This is a genomic window from Shinella sp. M31, from assembly GCF_049199205.1.
GTDB lineage: Bacteria > Pseudomonadota > Alphaproteobacteria > Rhizobiales > Rhizobiaceae > Shinella.
On the sequence record NZ_JBLZPH010000088.1, the window covers coordinates 15,614 to 31,313 of the forward strand.

Sequence of the window (15,700 nt, forward strand, 5' to 3'; positions counted from 1 at the left end):
GTCCATGGACACCCAGATGCTGATCGGCGCGCGTTTCGAAGCCGGCACCGAGGCGGAAGAGCATATCCTCAACCCGAAGACCGGCGGCAAGATCGTCGACCTGCCCGAAGCGTCTTATGGCCAGATCGATGCCGCCGTCGACGCCGCCGAAAGGGCCTTCGTCTCCTGGGCGACGACGACGCCCGCCGAGCGCTCCGGCTATCTCCTCAAAATCGCCGATGCCATCGAGAAGGACGCTGACGCCTTCGCAGCACTTGAATCGCTCAACTGCGGCAAGCCGATCAATTCCGCCCGCAATGACGAACTGCCCGCCATCGTCGATTGCTGGCGCTTTTTCGCTGGCGCGATCCGCTCGCTGAATGCCCCGGTGGCCGCCGAATACCTGCCCGGCTTCACCTCCATGGTGCGCCGCGACCCGATCGGCATCGTCGGTTCGATTGCACCGTGGAACTATCCGCTGATGATGATGGCCTGGAAGCTCGCGCCCGCCATTGCCGGCGGCAACACCGTCGTCTTCAAGCCCTCCGAACAGACGCCGTTGACCGCGCTGAAGATGGCAAAGCTCCTCGCCGACATTCTTCCCGAGGGCGTCGTCAATATCGTGCTCGGCCGTGGCGAGACGGTCGGCAACGCGCTGATCAACCATCCCAAGATCAACATGGTCTCGATCACCGGCGATGTGGCAACCGGCAAGAAGGTGCTCGCCGCTGCGGCGAAAACCGTCAAGCGCACCCATCTGGAACTCGGCGGCAAGGCCCCGGTCGTCGTCTTCGACGATGCCGACCTCGAAGCCGTCGTCGCCGGCGTTCGCGCCTTCGGCTATTACAATGCCGGCCAGGACTGCACCGCCGCCTGCCGCATCTATGCGCAGGACGGCATCTACGAAAAGCTCGTCGCCGATCTATCGGCGGCCGTCTCCACCATCAAGTACAACGATCCCGACGACACGCTGAACGAGATCGGCCCGCTGATCTCCAAGCGCCAGCGCGACCGCGTCGCGAGCTTTGTCGAACGTGCAGCGGAAGTGAAGCATATCGAGATCACCGCCGGTGGCCGCACCGGCAGCGACGAGGGCTACTTCTTCCAGCCGACGGTGGTGGCCGGCGCGACGCAGGACGACGAGATCGTGCGCCGCGAGGTCTTCGGCCCCGTCGTCTCCGTCACGCGCTTCTCCGAGGCCGAGCAGGCGATCGGCTGGGCCAACGACAGCGACTACGGCCTCGCCTCCTCCGTCTGGACGAAGGATATCGGCAAGGCGATGAAGGCGGCCTCGCGCCTGCAATACGGCTGCACCTGGATCAACACGCATTTCATGCTGACCACCGAAATGCCGCATGGCGGTGTCAAACAATCGGGCTACGGCAAGGACATGTCGATCTATGCGCTCGAGGACTACACCGCCGTACGCCACGTCATGATCAATCACGGCTGATCCTCCCGCCGCCAGGCAAGTCCGGCGAAACTGCAATGCGGTTTTGCGTTCGGGATTGCGCAGTGTAAGCGCGGCCACCTTCCGGGGCGCCCTCCACGCCCCGGAACTTTTTTGCCGCTCACGCGTCTTGTTTCCAATCAATTCGGAGGCAAGACCATGCTAAAATGGGCACTGATTTTTCTCGTTATTTCACTGATCACCGGCTTCCTCGGCTTCTCCGGCGTTTCCGCCGCCACGGCCACCATCTCCAAGGTGCTCTTTGCGATCGCACTCATCATCTTCCTGATCTTCCTGGTGCTTGCACTCACCGCAGGCAGCCTCGCCTTCTGAGTGCAGTCCATCCTCAGCCACTGTTGCGCCCACGCAACAGTGGCAAAATCATGACTATAACAGTCATATAATACATTGCAGCGCGCGGAATCCTGATAAAAACAGTCACCTTATAGACTGTCCCATCAGAAAGTGACCTGCATGCAAAATCGCACCCGCACGCTGCTCCGGCTGGCACTCGCCGGAACTTCTCTCCTGACGCTGGCCACGATGGCTTCTGCCCAGGATCAAGCGGCCACCGCCGACAGCGGCGCAACCGTTCTCGAAGAGGTCGTGGTCAACGGCGGCAGCGGCGGCGTCATCACCGCGGATGGTTACGTCGGCAAGAGCAGCGCGACCGGCGCCAAGACCGACACGCCCTTCGTCCAGACGCCCCAGTCGATCTCGTCGGTCACCAAGGACCAGTTGGAAGACCGCAATCCGCAAACCCTGCTCGAAACCATCGCCTATACACCGGGCACCCGCATCGGCGGCTACGGCTTCGACCCGCGTTTCGACAGCTTCACGCTGCGCGGCTTCGACGTAACCTATTCCAGCGTCTTCCGCGACAACCTGCGCCAGCCCGGTTTCGGTTCCTCGCTTTTCAAGACAGAACCCTATGGTCTCGAAGGCGTTTCGATCCTGCGCGGCCCGTCTTCCGCGCTCTACGGGCCCGCAGGCGCCGGTGGTCTCTACAACCTCATCAGCAAGCGGCCGACGGAAGACGCTCTGCGCGAGGTCGAGGTACAATACGGCAGCCATGACCGCTATCAGGGCCAGTTCGATCTCTCCGGCCCGATCAATGAGGAAGACCCCGTCTACTACCGTCTGACCGGCCTGCTGCGCGATTCCGACACGGAACAGGTCGGCGTTCCCGACAACCGTGCCTACATCGCACCCGCCATCACCTGGAAGCCGGACGAGGACACCAAATTCACGATCCTCGGCGAATATTCCCGAACAGAGACCGGCGGCACCGCCGCATATTTCTACGACGGCGCGGCCGACAAGGTCACCGATATCTTCGCCGGCAATCCGGCTTTCAACGAGGCCATCCAGAACCAGGGCCGCATCGGGTACGAGTTCGAACACCGTTTCAACGAGGTCTTCGTCTTCCGCCAGAACGCTCGCGCTTCCTGGCTGAACATCGACGCCGACTGGGCATTCTCCTCCGAACGCAATCCAACGGACCCGACGCTTCTGGAAGGCACCGCCGGAACCTACGAGGAATGGCTGAACACCTATACGATCGACAACCAGCTTGAAGCGAAGTTCGAGACCGGTGCGTTCGAACATACGTTGCTGACAGGTATCGACATTACCAAGGTCTACTGGAAATCACTCAACGGTTATGGCGCAACGCCGCCGATCGACACCGACAATCCGAACGTGGGACGCCCGGTCGATCCGATCGCCTTCCAGACCAAGACCGTTCAGGATCAACTCGTGACCGGTCTCTACATGCAGGACCAGATCCGCTACGACGCGTTGACCTTCACTCTCGGCGGTCGTTATGACTGGGTGTCGACGGATACGAAAGATACCGAACTCGCATCTGGAGCCGTTGGTAAGACCAAGCAGAACGATCGCGCTTTCACCGGACGCGTCGGCGTGAGCTATGAGACCCCGTGGGGTATTACGCCCTATGCCAGCTATTCGACTGCCTTCTTCCCGAACGGCGGTGTGAACATCGAAACGCGTGATCCCTTCAAGCCGACGGAAAGCAAACAGCAGGAAATCGGCGTGAAATACCTGCTGCCCGACAGCAACACGCTTCTGACCGCCGCTCTGTTCAACATCGACCAGAAAAACAGCCTGTACTACGAGGTCGTTGAGCTGGATGACGGTACGGTCACCAATGCTCAGGTGCAGCGTGGCGAAATCCGCTCGCGCGGCTTCGAATTCGAAGCAAACACCTCGCTCGATAACGGCCTGTCGCTCATCGCATCCTATACCTATACGAAAACCGAAATCCTCGACGGGCCGACCGGCACGGTCGGAAACGAAGTATCTTCCGTACCGAACCATATGGCCTCGCTCTGGGCACACTACGACCTGCCTGAAGATGGCCCGATGGCCGGCCTTGGTATCGGCGCGGGTGTGCGGTTCCTTGGGTCCAGCTACGGCAGCGACTACAACACGACCAAGAACAGCGCACGCGCCCTCGTCGATGCCGCGATCGATTTCGATTTCGCGGCCATCGACAAGGATTACGAAGGCCTCAAGCTGCAGGTCAACGCGACAAACCTGTTCAACCGGCAGGACTCTGTTTGCTCGGCCGGCTATTGCTACCGCGACCAGGGCCGCACGGTCATCGGCAGCCTGAAATATTCGTGGTAAGCCCTTGACGACGCTTTCCACAGAGGACGGCGGAACCGCCTTCAGGCCTGATGGTCTGAGGGCGGTGTTTACCGGCGAACATGCCTGGTGCGGCGAGAAGATGATGCTCTCGTCGGACCTCGAGGGCGCGATGCCGCTTGCCGATTTCCTGGCGGGAAGCGGCTTCTCCGAAACGCTCGACCGCTTCGTCGCAGGCTATGGCAATGCCGACCGGCGGGCGGCCGCCTCCTTCTGGTCGCTTTATTACTTCTCCACCCTGACCATCCCCTATATCATCGCCCGCCGGGCCGAGCGCACGCTGCCGGTCGCCTTCGAGCAGATGACCATCGCCATCGGCGAGGACGGCCTGCCGCGCGCCTTCGGTCTGCCACATGAGGGCGACTGGAGCGAGGGCGACGATCTCATCGGTTTCATCACGCCGCTGGTCGATGCGCATCTCGCCCGCGCCGTGGCGCTGCTCAAGGAAAAGTCCGGCATCGCGCCGAAACTCGCCTGGAACAATGCGGCCGTCTATATCGACTATGCCTTCAACGTGACGGACCGCGCGCCGCCCGAGGGCGACGATCCCTGGCCGTCGCGCCCGCTCTTCGATTGCCCGCTGCTTTCCGATGGCAGCCGTAATCCATTCTATGGCTGCCTGCGCCACGAACTCGACGCCGGCGTCACGCAGTGTCGCCGAAAGGTCTGCTGCCTGCGCTACATGCTGCCGGGCATTCCGGGCTGCGGTGAACTCTGCGCCCTGCCCGAACTCAGAAAGCCCTGAACCCCGAAAGCAATGACTATGCGCCTCTTCGCCTTCCTCGCCGCCGCCCTCCTGCTGGTTGTCGCCCTGCCTCTTCGGGCCGAAGTGCAGTATCCACTGACCGTCAAGGACGCGCTCGGCCGCGATGTCACCATCCCGGCGCAGCCGAAGGCAATCCTGCTCGGCAGCGGCTTCAATCTGGTGGCGCTGTCGCTGATCCATCCCGATCCGATCAGCCTGCTTGCCGGCTGGGCCGGCGACATGAAGGGCGATAACCCGGAAATCTATACCCGTTTCAAGGACAAATTCCCCGCCATCGAGCAGGTGCCGATCATCGGCGACGGCGTCACCATGTCCTTCGAGGCCACCCTGTCGCTGAAGGCCGACCTCGCCATCCTCGCCAACTGGCAGGCCGAAACCGAACTCGGCAGGCAGGCGATCGATTATCTCGAGCAGACCGGCGTTCCCGTCGTCGTGGTGGATTTCAACAGCGACGCGCTGAAAAACACAGCCGGCAACATGCGCCTGCTCGGCAAGGTGCTGAACCGCGAGGAACAGGCCAATGCCTTCGCCGACTTCTACGACGCCCGCGTCAAGCGCATCCGCGACCGCGTGGCCGAGCATCCCGAACCCGGCCCGAGCGTGCTGATGGACGCTTTCCCGAACCCGGAAAAGTGCTGCTACGCCTATGGCACCGGCGGCCTCGGCGCGTTCATCGCCATCACCGGCAGCCGCAACATCGCCGAAAGCCTGCCCGCGCAGGGCGGCATCGTCAATCTGGAATTCATCGTCGCGGCCGAGCCGGATGTCTATATCGCCACGGCCTCGCCCGGCGGCACCTACAGCACCTTCTCCGTCGGCCCGGGCGTCGATCCGGCCGAAGCCCGCGAGACGCTCGGCCGCGCCGTGAAGGGCCCTATGCTATCAGGCCTCAAGGCCGTGAAGGAGGAGCGCGTCTACGGCCTCTGGAACTTCTTCAACGCCGTGCCGCTCAACATTCTCGCCGCCGAAGCCTTCGCCCACTGGCTGCGCCCGGACATCTTCGCCGATGTCGATCCCGATGCGACGCTGAAGGAAATCAACGAAAAGTTCGCCGCCGTTCCCTTCGACGGCGCCTACTGGATCGCGCTCAAGCCGAATTGAACCGGTCCACCCTTTCGGCAGTCCGCCGTGCAGGCTATACCATGCCCAGGAGGACCTGAATGATCTGGGCATTTGCGGTTGCGGCAGCGGCCATTCTTTATCTCGCACTGCGCTTCCGGCGGTTTCAGAGCTGGGTCGAGCCCGTCCTCACCATCGTCGTGGCCATCGGCCTTGCCGCCGCGCTGCTGATCTGGTTCGTCGAGGACCGCGGCCCGTCCGGGACGGTCGCGACCCCCACCGCCGAAACGCCTGCACTCTCCGCCGATGCCATAACGCTCTCCGAAATGCAGGCGACCGTCGGCCAGCCAAAGACCAGCTACCGCGTCACCGGCCAGCTGACGAACAACAGCGCGGTGCCGATGCAATCGTTCCGCCTGGACGTGGTGCTGTCGGACTGCCCGGCCGGAACCTGCCGCGAGGTCGGTCGCGACGATGCGCTGATCGTGCTGCGCGTGCTGCCGGGGGAAAGCGCCGATTTCTCGACCTTCGCCGTCTTCCCCGGCAGCGACCTCACACCCATCACCGCGCCGAAATTCGATTACGGTGTCAGGGATGTGCGCGCCCTCACCCGTTAAAGCGCAGCCAATACGTCGGCGGTCTTGAGCACCGTGGCGAATTCGTGCCGCAGGGTCGCAACATGGGTGCGATGGACATCGCGCGCCGCAATCGTGCCGCCCCCGCCATCCGGCAAATCGAAGCAGTCGCAGGCATCCTCCACGAGCAGAACCCGATAGCCCATATTGGCGCCGACGCGCACGCTGGTCGACACGCACATATCCGTCGAAATGCCGAACAGCACGACCGTATCGACGCCGAGACGGCGCAGCCGCAGATCGAGATCCGTGCCGATGAAGGCGGCGTTGACGCTCTTGCGCACCAGCGGCTCATCCGCCTGCGGCTCGAAGCCGGGACGCAGCGCATTGCCGGGGTTTTCAGGGCGCAAAGTGGAATTCGGCTCCGCGCTGTCGTGGCAGACATGGATGATCGGCCGGCCGGCGCCGCGCCAGGCCGCGAGAAGCGCAAGGCCATTCTCGTCCAGCCGGTCGTTCCAGCGCGACGCCCAGGGCGCGGCATCGAAAGCCTGCTGCATGTCGATCGGAATCAGGACGGCATTGTGCGGTAGTGTCGGCATCGGTTTCTCCTTGAAGCGATACCTGACGGATAGTTGCTTTTTCGTCCGGTTTCGCGCAGCAAGGAGACGGGGTGCCGGACGATCGTCCGGCAGAAGGAGATTTTTCCGGATGAACGAGCTTGATGAGAAGGACAGGTTGCTCATCGCCGCCCTTCGCGCCGATGCCCGCCAGAGCCTGGTGGAGCTTGCCCGCCACACCGGCCTCTCGCGCAGCGCCGTGCATGAGCGCATCCGGCGTCTGGAGGCGAAGGGCGTCATCGCCGGTTATACGGTGAAGCTGGGCATCGACCGAGACCGCGCCGGCGTGGAAGCGCTGATCGCCGTCGGCTTCCAGCAGGGTCGCAACTGCGACCATATCGTGCCGCATCTCACCGGCATCCCCCATGTCGTGACCTGCTGGTCGCTCGCCGGGCCGACGGACCTGATGCTGCTCGTCGAATGCACGTCCAATGCCGAACTCGACACGGTGCGCCGCCAGATCGCGACGACGCCGGGCATCGCGACCGTGCAGACCCATGTCTCGCTACGCACCCATTTCGATCGCCGGGTCGGCTAATCAAAACAAAGGGATGCAGCGCTCCCGTGAATCAACGCACGAAAGCGCTCATCCATCCGTTCAGAAATAGATCTTGAATTTCTCGCGCACCGCCTGGTCCGTCGCAAAGTCGAAGAGCGGCCCGCCAGCCTCGGAGAGGATGCGGTTCTTGCGCTCGATGGCCTTCTGCACGAGATCCGGCCGCCCGATCTCGGCCCATTCCTTCGGGCTCGTGCGGTCGGCGACGGCGGGATAGACATATTCCGTCTGCATCAGCGAGAGCGTCTGCGGGTCGCCGAGATAGTGGCCGGGGCCATCGAGGCAGACGGAGCGCATCGTCTCCAGCGAAACGGAGTCTTCCGTGACGTCGATGCCGCGTACGCAGCGCTGCACCTGGCCGAGCAGGTCGTCGCCGAGCACGAGGCTTTCCAGGCAGAAGCCGAGCAGCGAGGCATGCATGCCGACCGACTCGTAGACCATGTTGAGGCCGGACAGGCCCGCCATGACGTTGGAGATCGCCTGTTCCCAGCCGGCCTGCATGTCCGGCAGCTTCGAATCCGCGATGCCGGCGGCGGCACCGCCCGGCAGGCCGTAGAACTGGTGCATCTGCGCGCAACCGGCCGTCAGCAGCGCCTGCTCGCCCGAACCGCCGGACATGGCGCCGGTGCGCAGGTCCGAAACGAAGGGCCAGGTACCGAAGATCGCCGGATGGCCGGGGGCCATGGCATTGACGTAGACGACGCCCGCCAGGCACTCCGCGACGGCCTGCACGATGGCCGTGGCAAGCGGCGCCGGCGCCGTCGCGCCCGCCTGCCCCGCCGAAAGCAAGAGGATTGGCATGCCGGCCCGGATGCAGGCCTCCATGGTGATGCAGCTCTCCTCCGCGAATTTCATCGGCGGTACGACGAAGCAGTTGGAGTTCGACACGAAGGGCCGCGCCCGCCACTTGTCCTCACCGCCCGCCATCATGTGGATGAGGTCGAAGCAGCCTTCGACATGCGAGGGGTCGGAGAAGCTGGTGCCGACATGCTTGGAGGTGCCGGCGCAGCAGCCATAGAGCGTGTTGATATCCATCAGGAAATTGTCGGCCACGTCGCGGCAGACCATCGCACGCTGGAAGAAATGGATGTTGTCGAGGTGGTGGACGAGCTGGGCGGCGTTGAAGAGGTCCTTCGCGGTCGACTCGCGGTATTCCCGCTTCTCGACATCGACGATATGCACGGCAGCACCCGCCGTGCCGTAATAGACGCGGGTGCCCGACAGTTCGAGATCGTATTTCGGATCGCGGCCATGGAGCGTGATATCGCGGGCGGCGACAGCCAGCATGTCCTCCACCAGCGCGCGCGGGAAGCGCAGGCGCCCGTCCTCGCCGAGAATGGCGCCGGCGCGGGTCATGATCTCGACGCCGGATTTCGGCGCGTTGGCGAGGCCGATATTTTCGAGCGCATCGAGCGCCGCCTCGTGGATGCGGCGCACATTCGCCTCCGTCAGCGGCCTGTACTGGCCGCCGGGCAGGCCCGGACGGATGGGACGAACGTTTTCCGCAAGCGGCGCGGCACGCATGGCGACGCGGGCGGCGCGGCCGCCGGCACGGCGGGAGGACAAGGTCGCTGCTTCACTCATGATCCGTCTCCCCCGCTCCCGCGGCAAGCATTCTGTTGATGAGGTCCCCCGACGCGGCGGCGGACAATTTGGCGAAACTGCCATCCTTGACGATGGCGTCCATCTGCTCGGCGATGGCCGCGTGGGTGACGCGGGCGATCATCGAGCCGAGCGAAATGCGGCGCACACCGATGGCGGCGAGCTCAGGCACGGTGAGTTGACGCAGCGGCCCAGCGGCCAACGCATTGACCGGTATCGACACTGACTGCACGACGCGGCGCAACTCCGCCTCGCCCGGCGGCACCGGCACATAGACGAGATCGGCGCCGGCCTTCTCGAAGGCCTGGATACGGCGGATGGCCTCGTCGAGATCATAGACGCCGTTCATAACGCCATCGGCGCGGGCGCAGAGAACAAAAGGACGGCCCAGCGAGCGCGCGGCGTCGGCAGCCGCGCGGATGCGATCGACGGCAAGGTCGAACGCATAGGCCGGATTGCCGTCGACCATCTGCGTGTCCTCGATCGAGCAGCCGGACAGGCCCGCCTCGGCGGCAAGCCGGACCGTCTCGGCAACAGCGTCAGGCGCATCGGCAAAGCCGTTTTCGAAATCGCCGGAGACGGGAAGCGGCGTGGCGCGCACGATGTATTCCGCGTGCCTCAACGATTCCTCGCGCGTCACCCGGCCCATATCCGGCCGGCCGAGCGTGAAGGCGAACCCGGCGGAGGTGGTGGCAAGCGCCACGGCGCCCGAGGCCGCCATCATGCGGGCGGAGCCGATATCCCAGGGGTTCGGGATGACGAAGCAGCCCGACTGGTGCAGATCATGGAAACGCCGGTGGCGTTCGGCAAGGTTGGTCATGCGCGCACCCTCTCCGATTTCGGATCGTACATCGGCACAAGCGAGGCTTCCGCCTTCACCCGCGTGCCGGCGATCTCGACCTCAAAGCTCGAGGCCAGCACATCCGCCTCGCTCTCACCCTCGCAAGGCACGTAGCCCATGCCGATGGCGCCGCCGAGGAAGTGGCCGTAATTGCCCGAGGTGATGGTCGAGACGATCTTGCCGTCGCGCACCAGCGCCTCGTTGTGGAAAAGCAGCGGCTCGGCATCCGTGAGCCTGAACTGCACCATGCGGCGCTTCAGGCCCTCTTCTTCCTTGCGCAGCACCGCGTCGCGACCGATGAAATCGCCCTTCCTTGTGCGCACGGCAAAGCCAAGGCCGGCTTCCAGCACATGGTCCTCGTCGGTGATATCGTGGCCGAAATGGCGGAAGGCCTTTTCGATGCGGCAGGAGTCCAGCGTATGCAGGCCGCAGAGCTTCAGGCCAACATCGGCACCGGCTGCCTCCAGCGCCTCGAACACATGCGCCGTCTGGTCGGTGGAGACGTAAAGTTCCCAGCCCAGCTCGCCGACATAGGTGACACGGTGCGCGCGGGCGAGCCCCATGCCGATCTCGATCTCCCGCGCCGATGCGAAGGGGTGCGCCGCATTGGAAAAGTCGTTCGGGCTGACCTTCTGCATGAGATCGCGCGCCTTCGGCCCCATGACACAAAGCACGCTTTCGGCCGCCGTCACATCCGTGATGACGACAAACTCGTCCTTCAGGTGCTTGCGCAGCCAGGCGAGGTCGCGCTGCAGCGTCGCGCCGGGCACGACGAGGAAGAACGAGGTCTCGGCAAGCCGCGTCACCGTGAGGTCGCTCTCGATGCCGCCGCGGGCGTTGAGCATTTGGGTATAGACGATCTTGCCGGGGGCGACGTCCATCTGATTGGCGCAGAGCTTTTGCAGGAAAGCCAGCGCATCGCGACCCTCGACGCGGATCTTGCCGAAGGAGGTCATGTCGAACAGGCCGACGCCGTTGCGGATTGCGAGGTGTTCTGCCTTCTGGTTCTCGAACCAGTTCTGCCGCTTCCAGGAATAGCGGTATTCCCGCTCCTGACCCTCTTTGGCAAACCAGTTGGCGCGCTCCCAGCCCGCCACCTCGCCGAAGACAGCGCCCCGCGCCTTCAGATGCTCATGCAGCGGCGAGCGGCGCACGCCGCGTGCCGTTGCCATCTGGCGATAGGGGAAATGATCGGCATAGAGCAGGCCGAGCGTTTCGGAGACGCGGTCCTTCAGATAGCTGCGGTTCTTCTGGAAGGGCTGGGCACGGCGGATATCGACCTCCCAGAGATCGAAGGGTGCCTCGCCGTCGTTCATCCACTGAGCCAGCGCCATGCCGGCGCCGCCGGAGGAAACGATGCCGATGGAATTGTAGCCGGCGGCGACCCAATACCCTTTTAGCTGCGGCGCCTCGCCGAGATAGTAGCGGTCGTCGGGCGTAAAACTCTCGGGACCGTTGAAGAAGGTGTGGATGCCGGCCGTCTCCAGCATCGGCATGCGGTTGATGGCGTTTTCGAGGATCGGCTGGAAGTGATCGAAATCCTCCGGCAGCTGGTCGAAGCAGAAATCCTCCGAGATGCCGTCCATGCCCCAGGGCTTGGCCTTCAGCTCGAAGGCGCCGATCAGCATCTTGCCGGCATCTTCCTTGTAATAGGTGCACTCGTCCGGCACACGCAGTACCGGCAGGCGCTGGAGGTTCGGGATCGGCTCGGTGACGATGTAGAAATGCTCGCAGGCATGCAGCGGCAGCGTCACGCCGGACATATCGGCCAGCGTGCGCCCCCACATGCCGGCGGCGTTGACGACATTCTCCGTCTCGATGGTGAAGGTCTCGCCGTTCTGCACGCAGGTGACGCCCGTCACGCGGCCATCCCTAGTGACGACGGAGGTGACCTTGACATTCTCGATGACGGTCGCACCGTTCTGCCGCGCGCCCTTCGCCAAGGCCATCGCGATGTTCGCCGGATCGCACTGGCCGTCGAGCGGCAGGTGCACCGCCGCCTTCACATCCGCCGTGTTGAGGTGCGGGTACATCGCCTTCACCTCGTCGACGGAGATTTCGCGCACATCGACGTCGAAGGCGCGGGCGAGCGAGGCTTGGCGATAGATTTCTTCCTTGCGCTCGTCCGTCAGCGCGACGGTCATTGAGCCGCACTGGCGCATGCCGGTGCCGATGCCGGTCTCGGCTTCGAGCTTGGTGTAGAGATCGGCGGAATATTTGGCGAGCCGCGTCATGTTCTGCGAGGCGCGCAGCTGGCCGATCAGGCCGGCGGCATGCCATGTCGTGCCCGACGTCAGTTGCTTGCGCTCCAGAAGCACGACATCCGTCCAGCCGAGCTTGGCCAGATGATAGGCGACCGAGCAGCCGGAGACGCCGCCGCCGATGATGACGGCTCTCGCCTTGGAGGGAACGGGTTTGCTCATGCGCGCAGTCTTTCATTGTTGGGGTCGAAGAGCGGGCCGTCCGGCTGGACGGTCGCCTTGAAACGGTCGCCGTAGATTTCCACCTCGATTTCCGTGCCGGGCTGGGCGAGATCGGCCCGCAGCATGCCGAGCGCGATGGATTTGCCAACGCGGTAGCCCCAGTTGCCCGAGGTCGTCTCGCCAACCACTTTGCCACCATGCCAGAGCGTCGACATATAGGGCGCGTCGCAGTCACCGGCCTCCACCGTCAGCGTCACGAAACGCTTGGTGACGCCCTGCTGCTTCTCCCGCTCCAGCGCCGCCTTGCCCTTGAAGTCGGGCTTGGCCCAATCGACGAAGCGGTCGAGGCCGCCTTGCAGGATCGTGTAGTCGGTCGAGAGATCGCCCTTCCAGGCGCGATAGCTCTTCTCGATGCGCAGGCTGTCGAGAGCCTCCATGCCGAAGGGTTTTAGGCCATGCTTCTGGCCGGCGGCCCAGACGGCGTCGAAAATCGTGGCGGTATCCTCGACCTTCGTGTGGATTTCCCAGCCAAGCTCGCCAGCGAAGGACACACGCACCAGCTGGCACCAGCGGCCGGCAATCTGGCAGCTCTGATGCGTCAGCCAGCCCTTGGAGAGGTCGGCATCGGTGACATCGGCGAGAATGGCGCGGGACTTCGGACCGGACAGAATCTGGCAGGAGAAGCTTTCCGTCACATCGTCGATGGTGAAGGCGGCGCCCTTGGGCCGGTGCTTTTGCAGCCACTCGAAATCGTGCCACTGCGCCGTCGCGGCGGTGATGAGGAAGAAGAAATCTTCATCCAGCATCATGACCGACATTTCCGTGACGATGCGGCCCTTGTCGTCGGAGAAATAGGCCAGGCCGATACGGCCGGGCTTCGGCACCTTGCCGGTGATCAGCGAGGACAGCCATGCCGTCGCCCCCTCGCCCTTCACGCGGAAGCGCGAAAAGCCGGGAAGGTCGAGGATGCCGGCGGCCTCGGTGACGGCGCAGCATTCCTCCTCGATGCGCGGCCGCCACGGCCCTTCACGGTTCCAGGTCTGCGTCGATTGTTCCGAGAGATCGTCGCCCGGCTTGGCATACCAATTGGCGCGCTCCCAGCCGTTGTAAGGCTTGAACTGCGCACCCAGCGCCTTGATGCGGTCATGGATCGGCGAGAGCTTCCGGTCGCGCCCGGCCGGCCAGGCGTGTTTTGGGAAATGCATGGCATATTCGTGGCCGTAGATTTCCATTCCCTTGGCGACGCAATAGTCCTTGTCGGCGGCAAAGCTGGTGTAGCGGCGCGGATCGCAGGACCACATGTCCCACTCCGTCTCGCCTTCCGTCACCCATTCGGCCAGCACCTTGCCGGCGCCGCCTGCCTGGCAGATGCCGAAGGTGAAGACGCAGGCCTCGAAAGCGTTCGGCACGCCGGGCATCGGGCCGATGAGCGGGTTACCATCGGGTGCATAGGGAATGGGGCCGTTGATCATGCGCGACAGGCCGGCGGTGCCAAGAATCGGCACGCGCTCGACGGCGTCGTTGAGATACCACTCGAGGCGGTCGAGATCGTCGGGGAAAAGCTGGAAGGAGAAATCGTCCGGCATCGGATCATCAGGCGTCACCCAGTGCGCCTTGCAATTGCGCTCATAGGGACCGAGGTTCATGCCCGTCTTTTCCTGGCGCAGATAATAGGAACTATCGACGTCGCGCAGCAGCGGCAGCTTGTGGCCCGCCTCGCGCGACCAGGCGGCGAGTTCCGGGATTTCCTCGAACAGCATGTATTGATGGCTCATCACCATCATCGGCACCTCGCGGCCGAACCACTTGCCGACCTCCCGGGCATAATAGCCGGCTGCGTTGACCACCTTCTCGCAGCGGATCTCGCCCTGCGGCGTGGAGATCACCCATTCCTCGCCCTCGCGGCGCGCGCCGGTCGCCGGGCAGAAACGGAAGATTTTCGCGCCCATGTCTCGCGCGCCCTTGGCGAGCGCCTGCGTCAGCTGCGCGGGGTCGATATCGCCGTCATAGGGATCGTAGAGCGCACCGGTCAGGTCATGCGTTTCGAGGAAGGGGTATTTCGAGCGCATCTCGTCGGGCGAGAGGATATCGAGGTCCATGCCCTGATAGCGCCCCATGCCGACGACGCGCTTGAACTCCTGCAGCCGCTCCTTCGAGTGGCCAAGGCGGATCGAGCCGGTGACATGGTAGTTCATGGGGTAATCGACGAGATCGCCGAGCTCGCGATAGAGCGACGCCGAATAGCGCTGCATGTTCATCAGCGACCAGGAGGACGAGAAGGTCGGCACGTTGCCGGCGGCATGCCAGGTGGAACCGGCCGTCAGCTCGTTCTTTTCGAGCAGCACACAATCCGTCCAGCCGGCTTTGGCCAGATGATACAGCGCCGATGCGCCCACGGCGCCTCCGCCGATGATGACGACGCGGGCATGGCTTGGCAGTGCGGACATTCTCTTCCCCTTCGTTGCCCCGGATTTGTGGCAATCAAAGCAGCAACCGGCAAGCGGGCGGATTTCGCTTTATTAATCGATAATACCGATTACAGTTCCACCAAACATTCGGCAAATCACGGCGCATTCATGCAAATCATCCTGATTGAGACATTCCTGGACCTGATGGAAACCCGCAACTTCAACCGGACGGCGGAGCGGCTGAACATCACGCAATCGACGGTCACGCACCGCATCAATGCGCTGGAGGCGCTGTTCGCCCGAAAACTCTTCGCCCGTAACAAGGGCGGCACCCAGCCGACGGCCGCCGGCCTGCGCTTCCTCGACCATGCGAAAGCCCTGCAACATCAATGGCATGAGGCGACGCGCGCGGTGGAAACGGCCGGCGCCTACGAGCGATCCATGCGCATCGGCCTGCAACACGATCTCGCCGCCCACTATGCCGGCGACTGGCTGGCTGCCGTGCGCAAGGAATTGCCTGCGACCTCGATCTACCTAGAGGTCGACTATTCCAACCAGATGAACCGCGATCTCGGCGCCGGCGACCTCGATCTCGCCATCCTCTTCACGCCGCATTACCTGCCGGACCTGCATTACGAACGCATCGGCGACGTGCATTACGAGATGGTGAGCAACAAGGTGAGCCGGATCGAGGATGTGCGCCCCGAAGACTATATCCAGGCCGTCTATTCCCCCGCCTTCGACCGGCTGCACC

Annotated in this window: 13 protein-coding genes; 8 read left to right on the forward strand and 5 right to left on the reverse strand. The window is 63.7% G+C overall.

The window, feature by feature from the left end; genetic code table 11:
• Positions 1-4: 4 nt before the first annotated feature.
• The 6 genes from ACOZKU_RS15215 to ACOZKU_RS15240 all read left to right on the forward strand — a co-directional run bounded on the left by ACOZKU_RS15215 (position 5) and on the right by ACOZKU_RS15240 (position 6,541).
• Positions 5-1,432 (forward strand): gamma-aminobutyraldehyde dehydrogenase, encoded by a 1,428-nt coding sequence (locus tag ACOZKU_RS15215; protein ID WP_314085144.1) that lies wholly within the window; start codon positions 5-7, stop codon positions 1,430-1,432.
• A 156-nt stretch (positions 1,433-1,588) separates the two neighbouring features.
• A complete protein-coding gene (locus tag ACOZKU_RS15220; protein ID WP_314085146.1) occupies positions 1,589-1,762 on the forward strand; it encodes a DUF1328 domain-containing protein in 174 nt (57 codons plus the stop codon).
• Positions 1,763-1,903: 141 nt separating this feature from the next.
• A complete protein-coding gene (locus tag ACOZKU_RS15225; RefSeq protein WP_421579572.1) occupies positions 1,904-4,081 on the forward strand; it encodes a TonB-dependent siderophore receptor in 2,178 nt (725 codons plus the stop codon).
• Positions 4,082-4,181: 100 nt separating this feature from the next.
• The gene (gene fhuF / locus ACOZKU_RS15230) at positions 4,182-4,844 is read left to right on the forward strand and encodes a siderophore-iron reductase FhuF (protein WP_421579581.1); all 663 of its coding nucleotides are present in this window, start codon (positions 4,182-4,184) and stop codon (positions 4,842-4,844) included.
• An 18-nt stretch (positions 4,845-4,862) separates the two neighbouring features.
• Positions 4,863-5,966, forward strand: coding sequence for an ABC transporter substrate-binding protein (locus ACOZKU_RS15235; RefSeq protein ID WP_421579582.1), 1,104 nt, complete (start codon positions 4,863-4,865; stop codon positions 5,964-5,966).
• Between the two features lie 59 nt (positions 5,967-6,025).
• A complete protein-coding gene (locus ACOZKU_RS15240) occupies positions 6,026-6,541 on the forward strand; it encodes a hypothetical protein (protein ID WP_421579573.1) in 516 nt (171 codons plus the stop codon).
• Here ACOZKU_RS15240 and ACOZKU_RS15245 read toward each other — a convergent pair.
• Complete coding sequence (locus ACOZKU_RS15245; RefSeq protein ID WP_421579574.1) at positions 6,538-7,098, reverse strand: cysteine hydrolase family protein; 561 nt, start codon at positions 7,096-7,098, stop codon at positions 6,538-6,540. The genes ACOZKU_RS15240 and ACOZKU_RS15245 overlap by 4 nt on opposite strands.
• A gap of 109 nt (positions 7,099-7,207) precedes the next feature.
• On the opposite strand from ACOZKU_RS15245, the gene ACOZKU_RS15250 reads away from it, so the two are divergent.
• The gene (locus tag ACOZKU_RS15250; protein WP_421579575.1) at positions 7,208-7,654 is read left to right on the forward strand and encodes an Lrp/AsnC family transcriptional regulator; all 447 of its coding nucleotides are present in this window, start codon (positions 7,208-7,210) and stop codon (positions 7,652-7,654) included.
• A 60-nt stretch (positions 7,655-7,714) separates the two neighbouring features.
• Here the strand turns inward: ACOZKU_RS15250 and ACOZKU_RS15255 are convergent, their stop codons facing one another.
• From ACOZKU_RS15255 to ACOZKU_RS15270, 4 genes are read right to left on the reverse strand one after another with little or no spacing between them, the layout of a single operon-like run.
• Complete coding sequence (locus ACOZKU_RS15255; protein ID WP_421579576.1) at positions 7,715-9,256, reverse strand: trimethylamine methyltransferase family protein; 1,542 nt, start codon at positions 9,254-9,256, stop codon at positions 7,715-7,717.
• Positions 9,249-10,094, reverse strand: a complete 846-nt coding sequence (locus ACOZKU_RS15260) for an isocitrate lyase/PEP mutase family protein (protein WP_421579577.1) — start codon at positions 10,092-10,094, stop codon at positions 9,249-9,251. The genes ACOZKU_RS15255 and ACOZKU_RS15260 overlap by 8 nt, the downstream gene beginning before the upstream one ends.
• Complete coding sequence (locus ACOZKU_RS15265; protein WP_421579578.1) at positions 10,091-12,538, reverse strand: GcvT family protein; 2,448 nt, start codon at positions 12,536-12,538, stop codon at positions 10,091-10,093. Before ACOZKU_RS15265 ends, ACOZKU_RS15260 begins: the two co-directional genes overlap by 4 nt.
• The gene (locus tag ACOZKU_RS15270) at positions 12,535-14,985 is read right to left on the reverse strand and encodes a GcvT family protein (protein WP_421579579.1); all 2,451 of its coding nucleotides are present in this window, start codon (positions 14,983-14,985) and stop codon (positions 12,535-12,537) included. Before ACOZKU_RS15270 ends, ACOZKU_RS15265 begins: the two co-directional genes overlap by 4 nt.
• Positions 14,986-15,114: 129 nt before the next feature.
• On the opposite strand from ACOZKU_RS15270, the gene ACOZKU_RS15275 reads away from it, so the two are divergent.
• The coding region (locus tag ACOZKU_RS15275) for a LysR family transcriptional regulator (protein ID WP_421579580.1) at positions 15,115-15,700 on the forward strand (586 nt) is incomplete at its 3' end.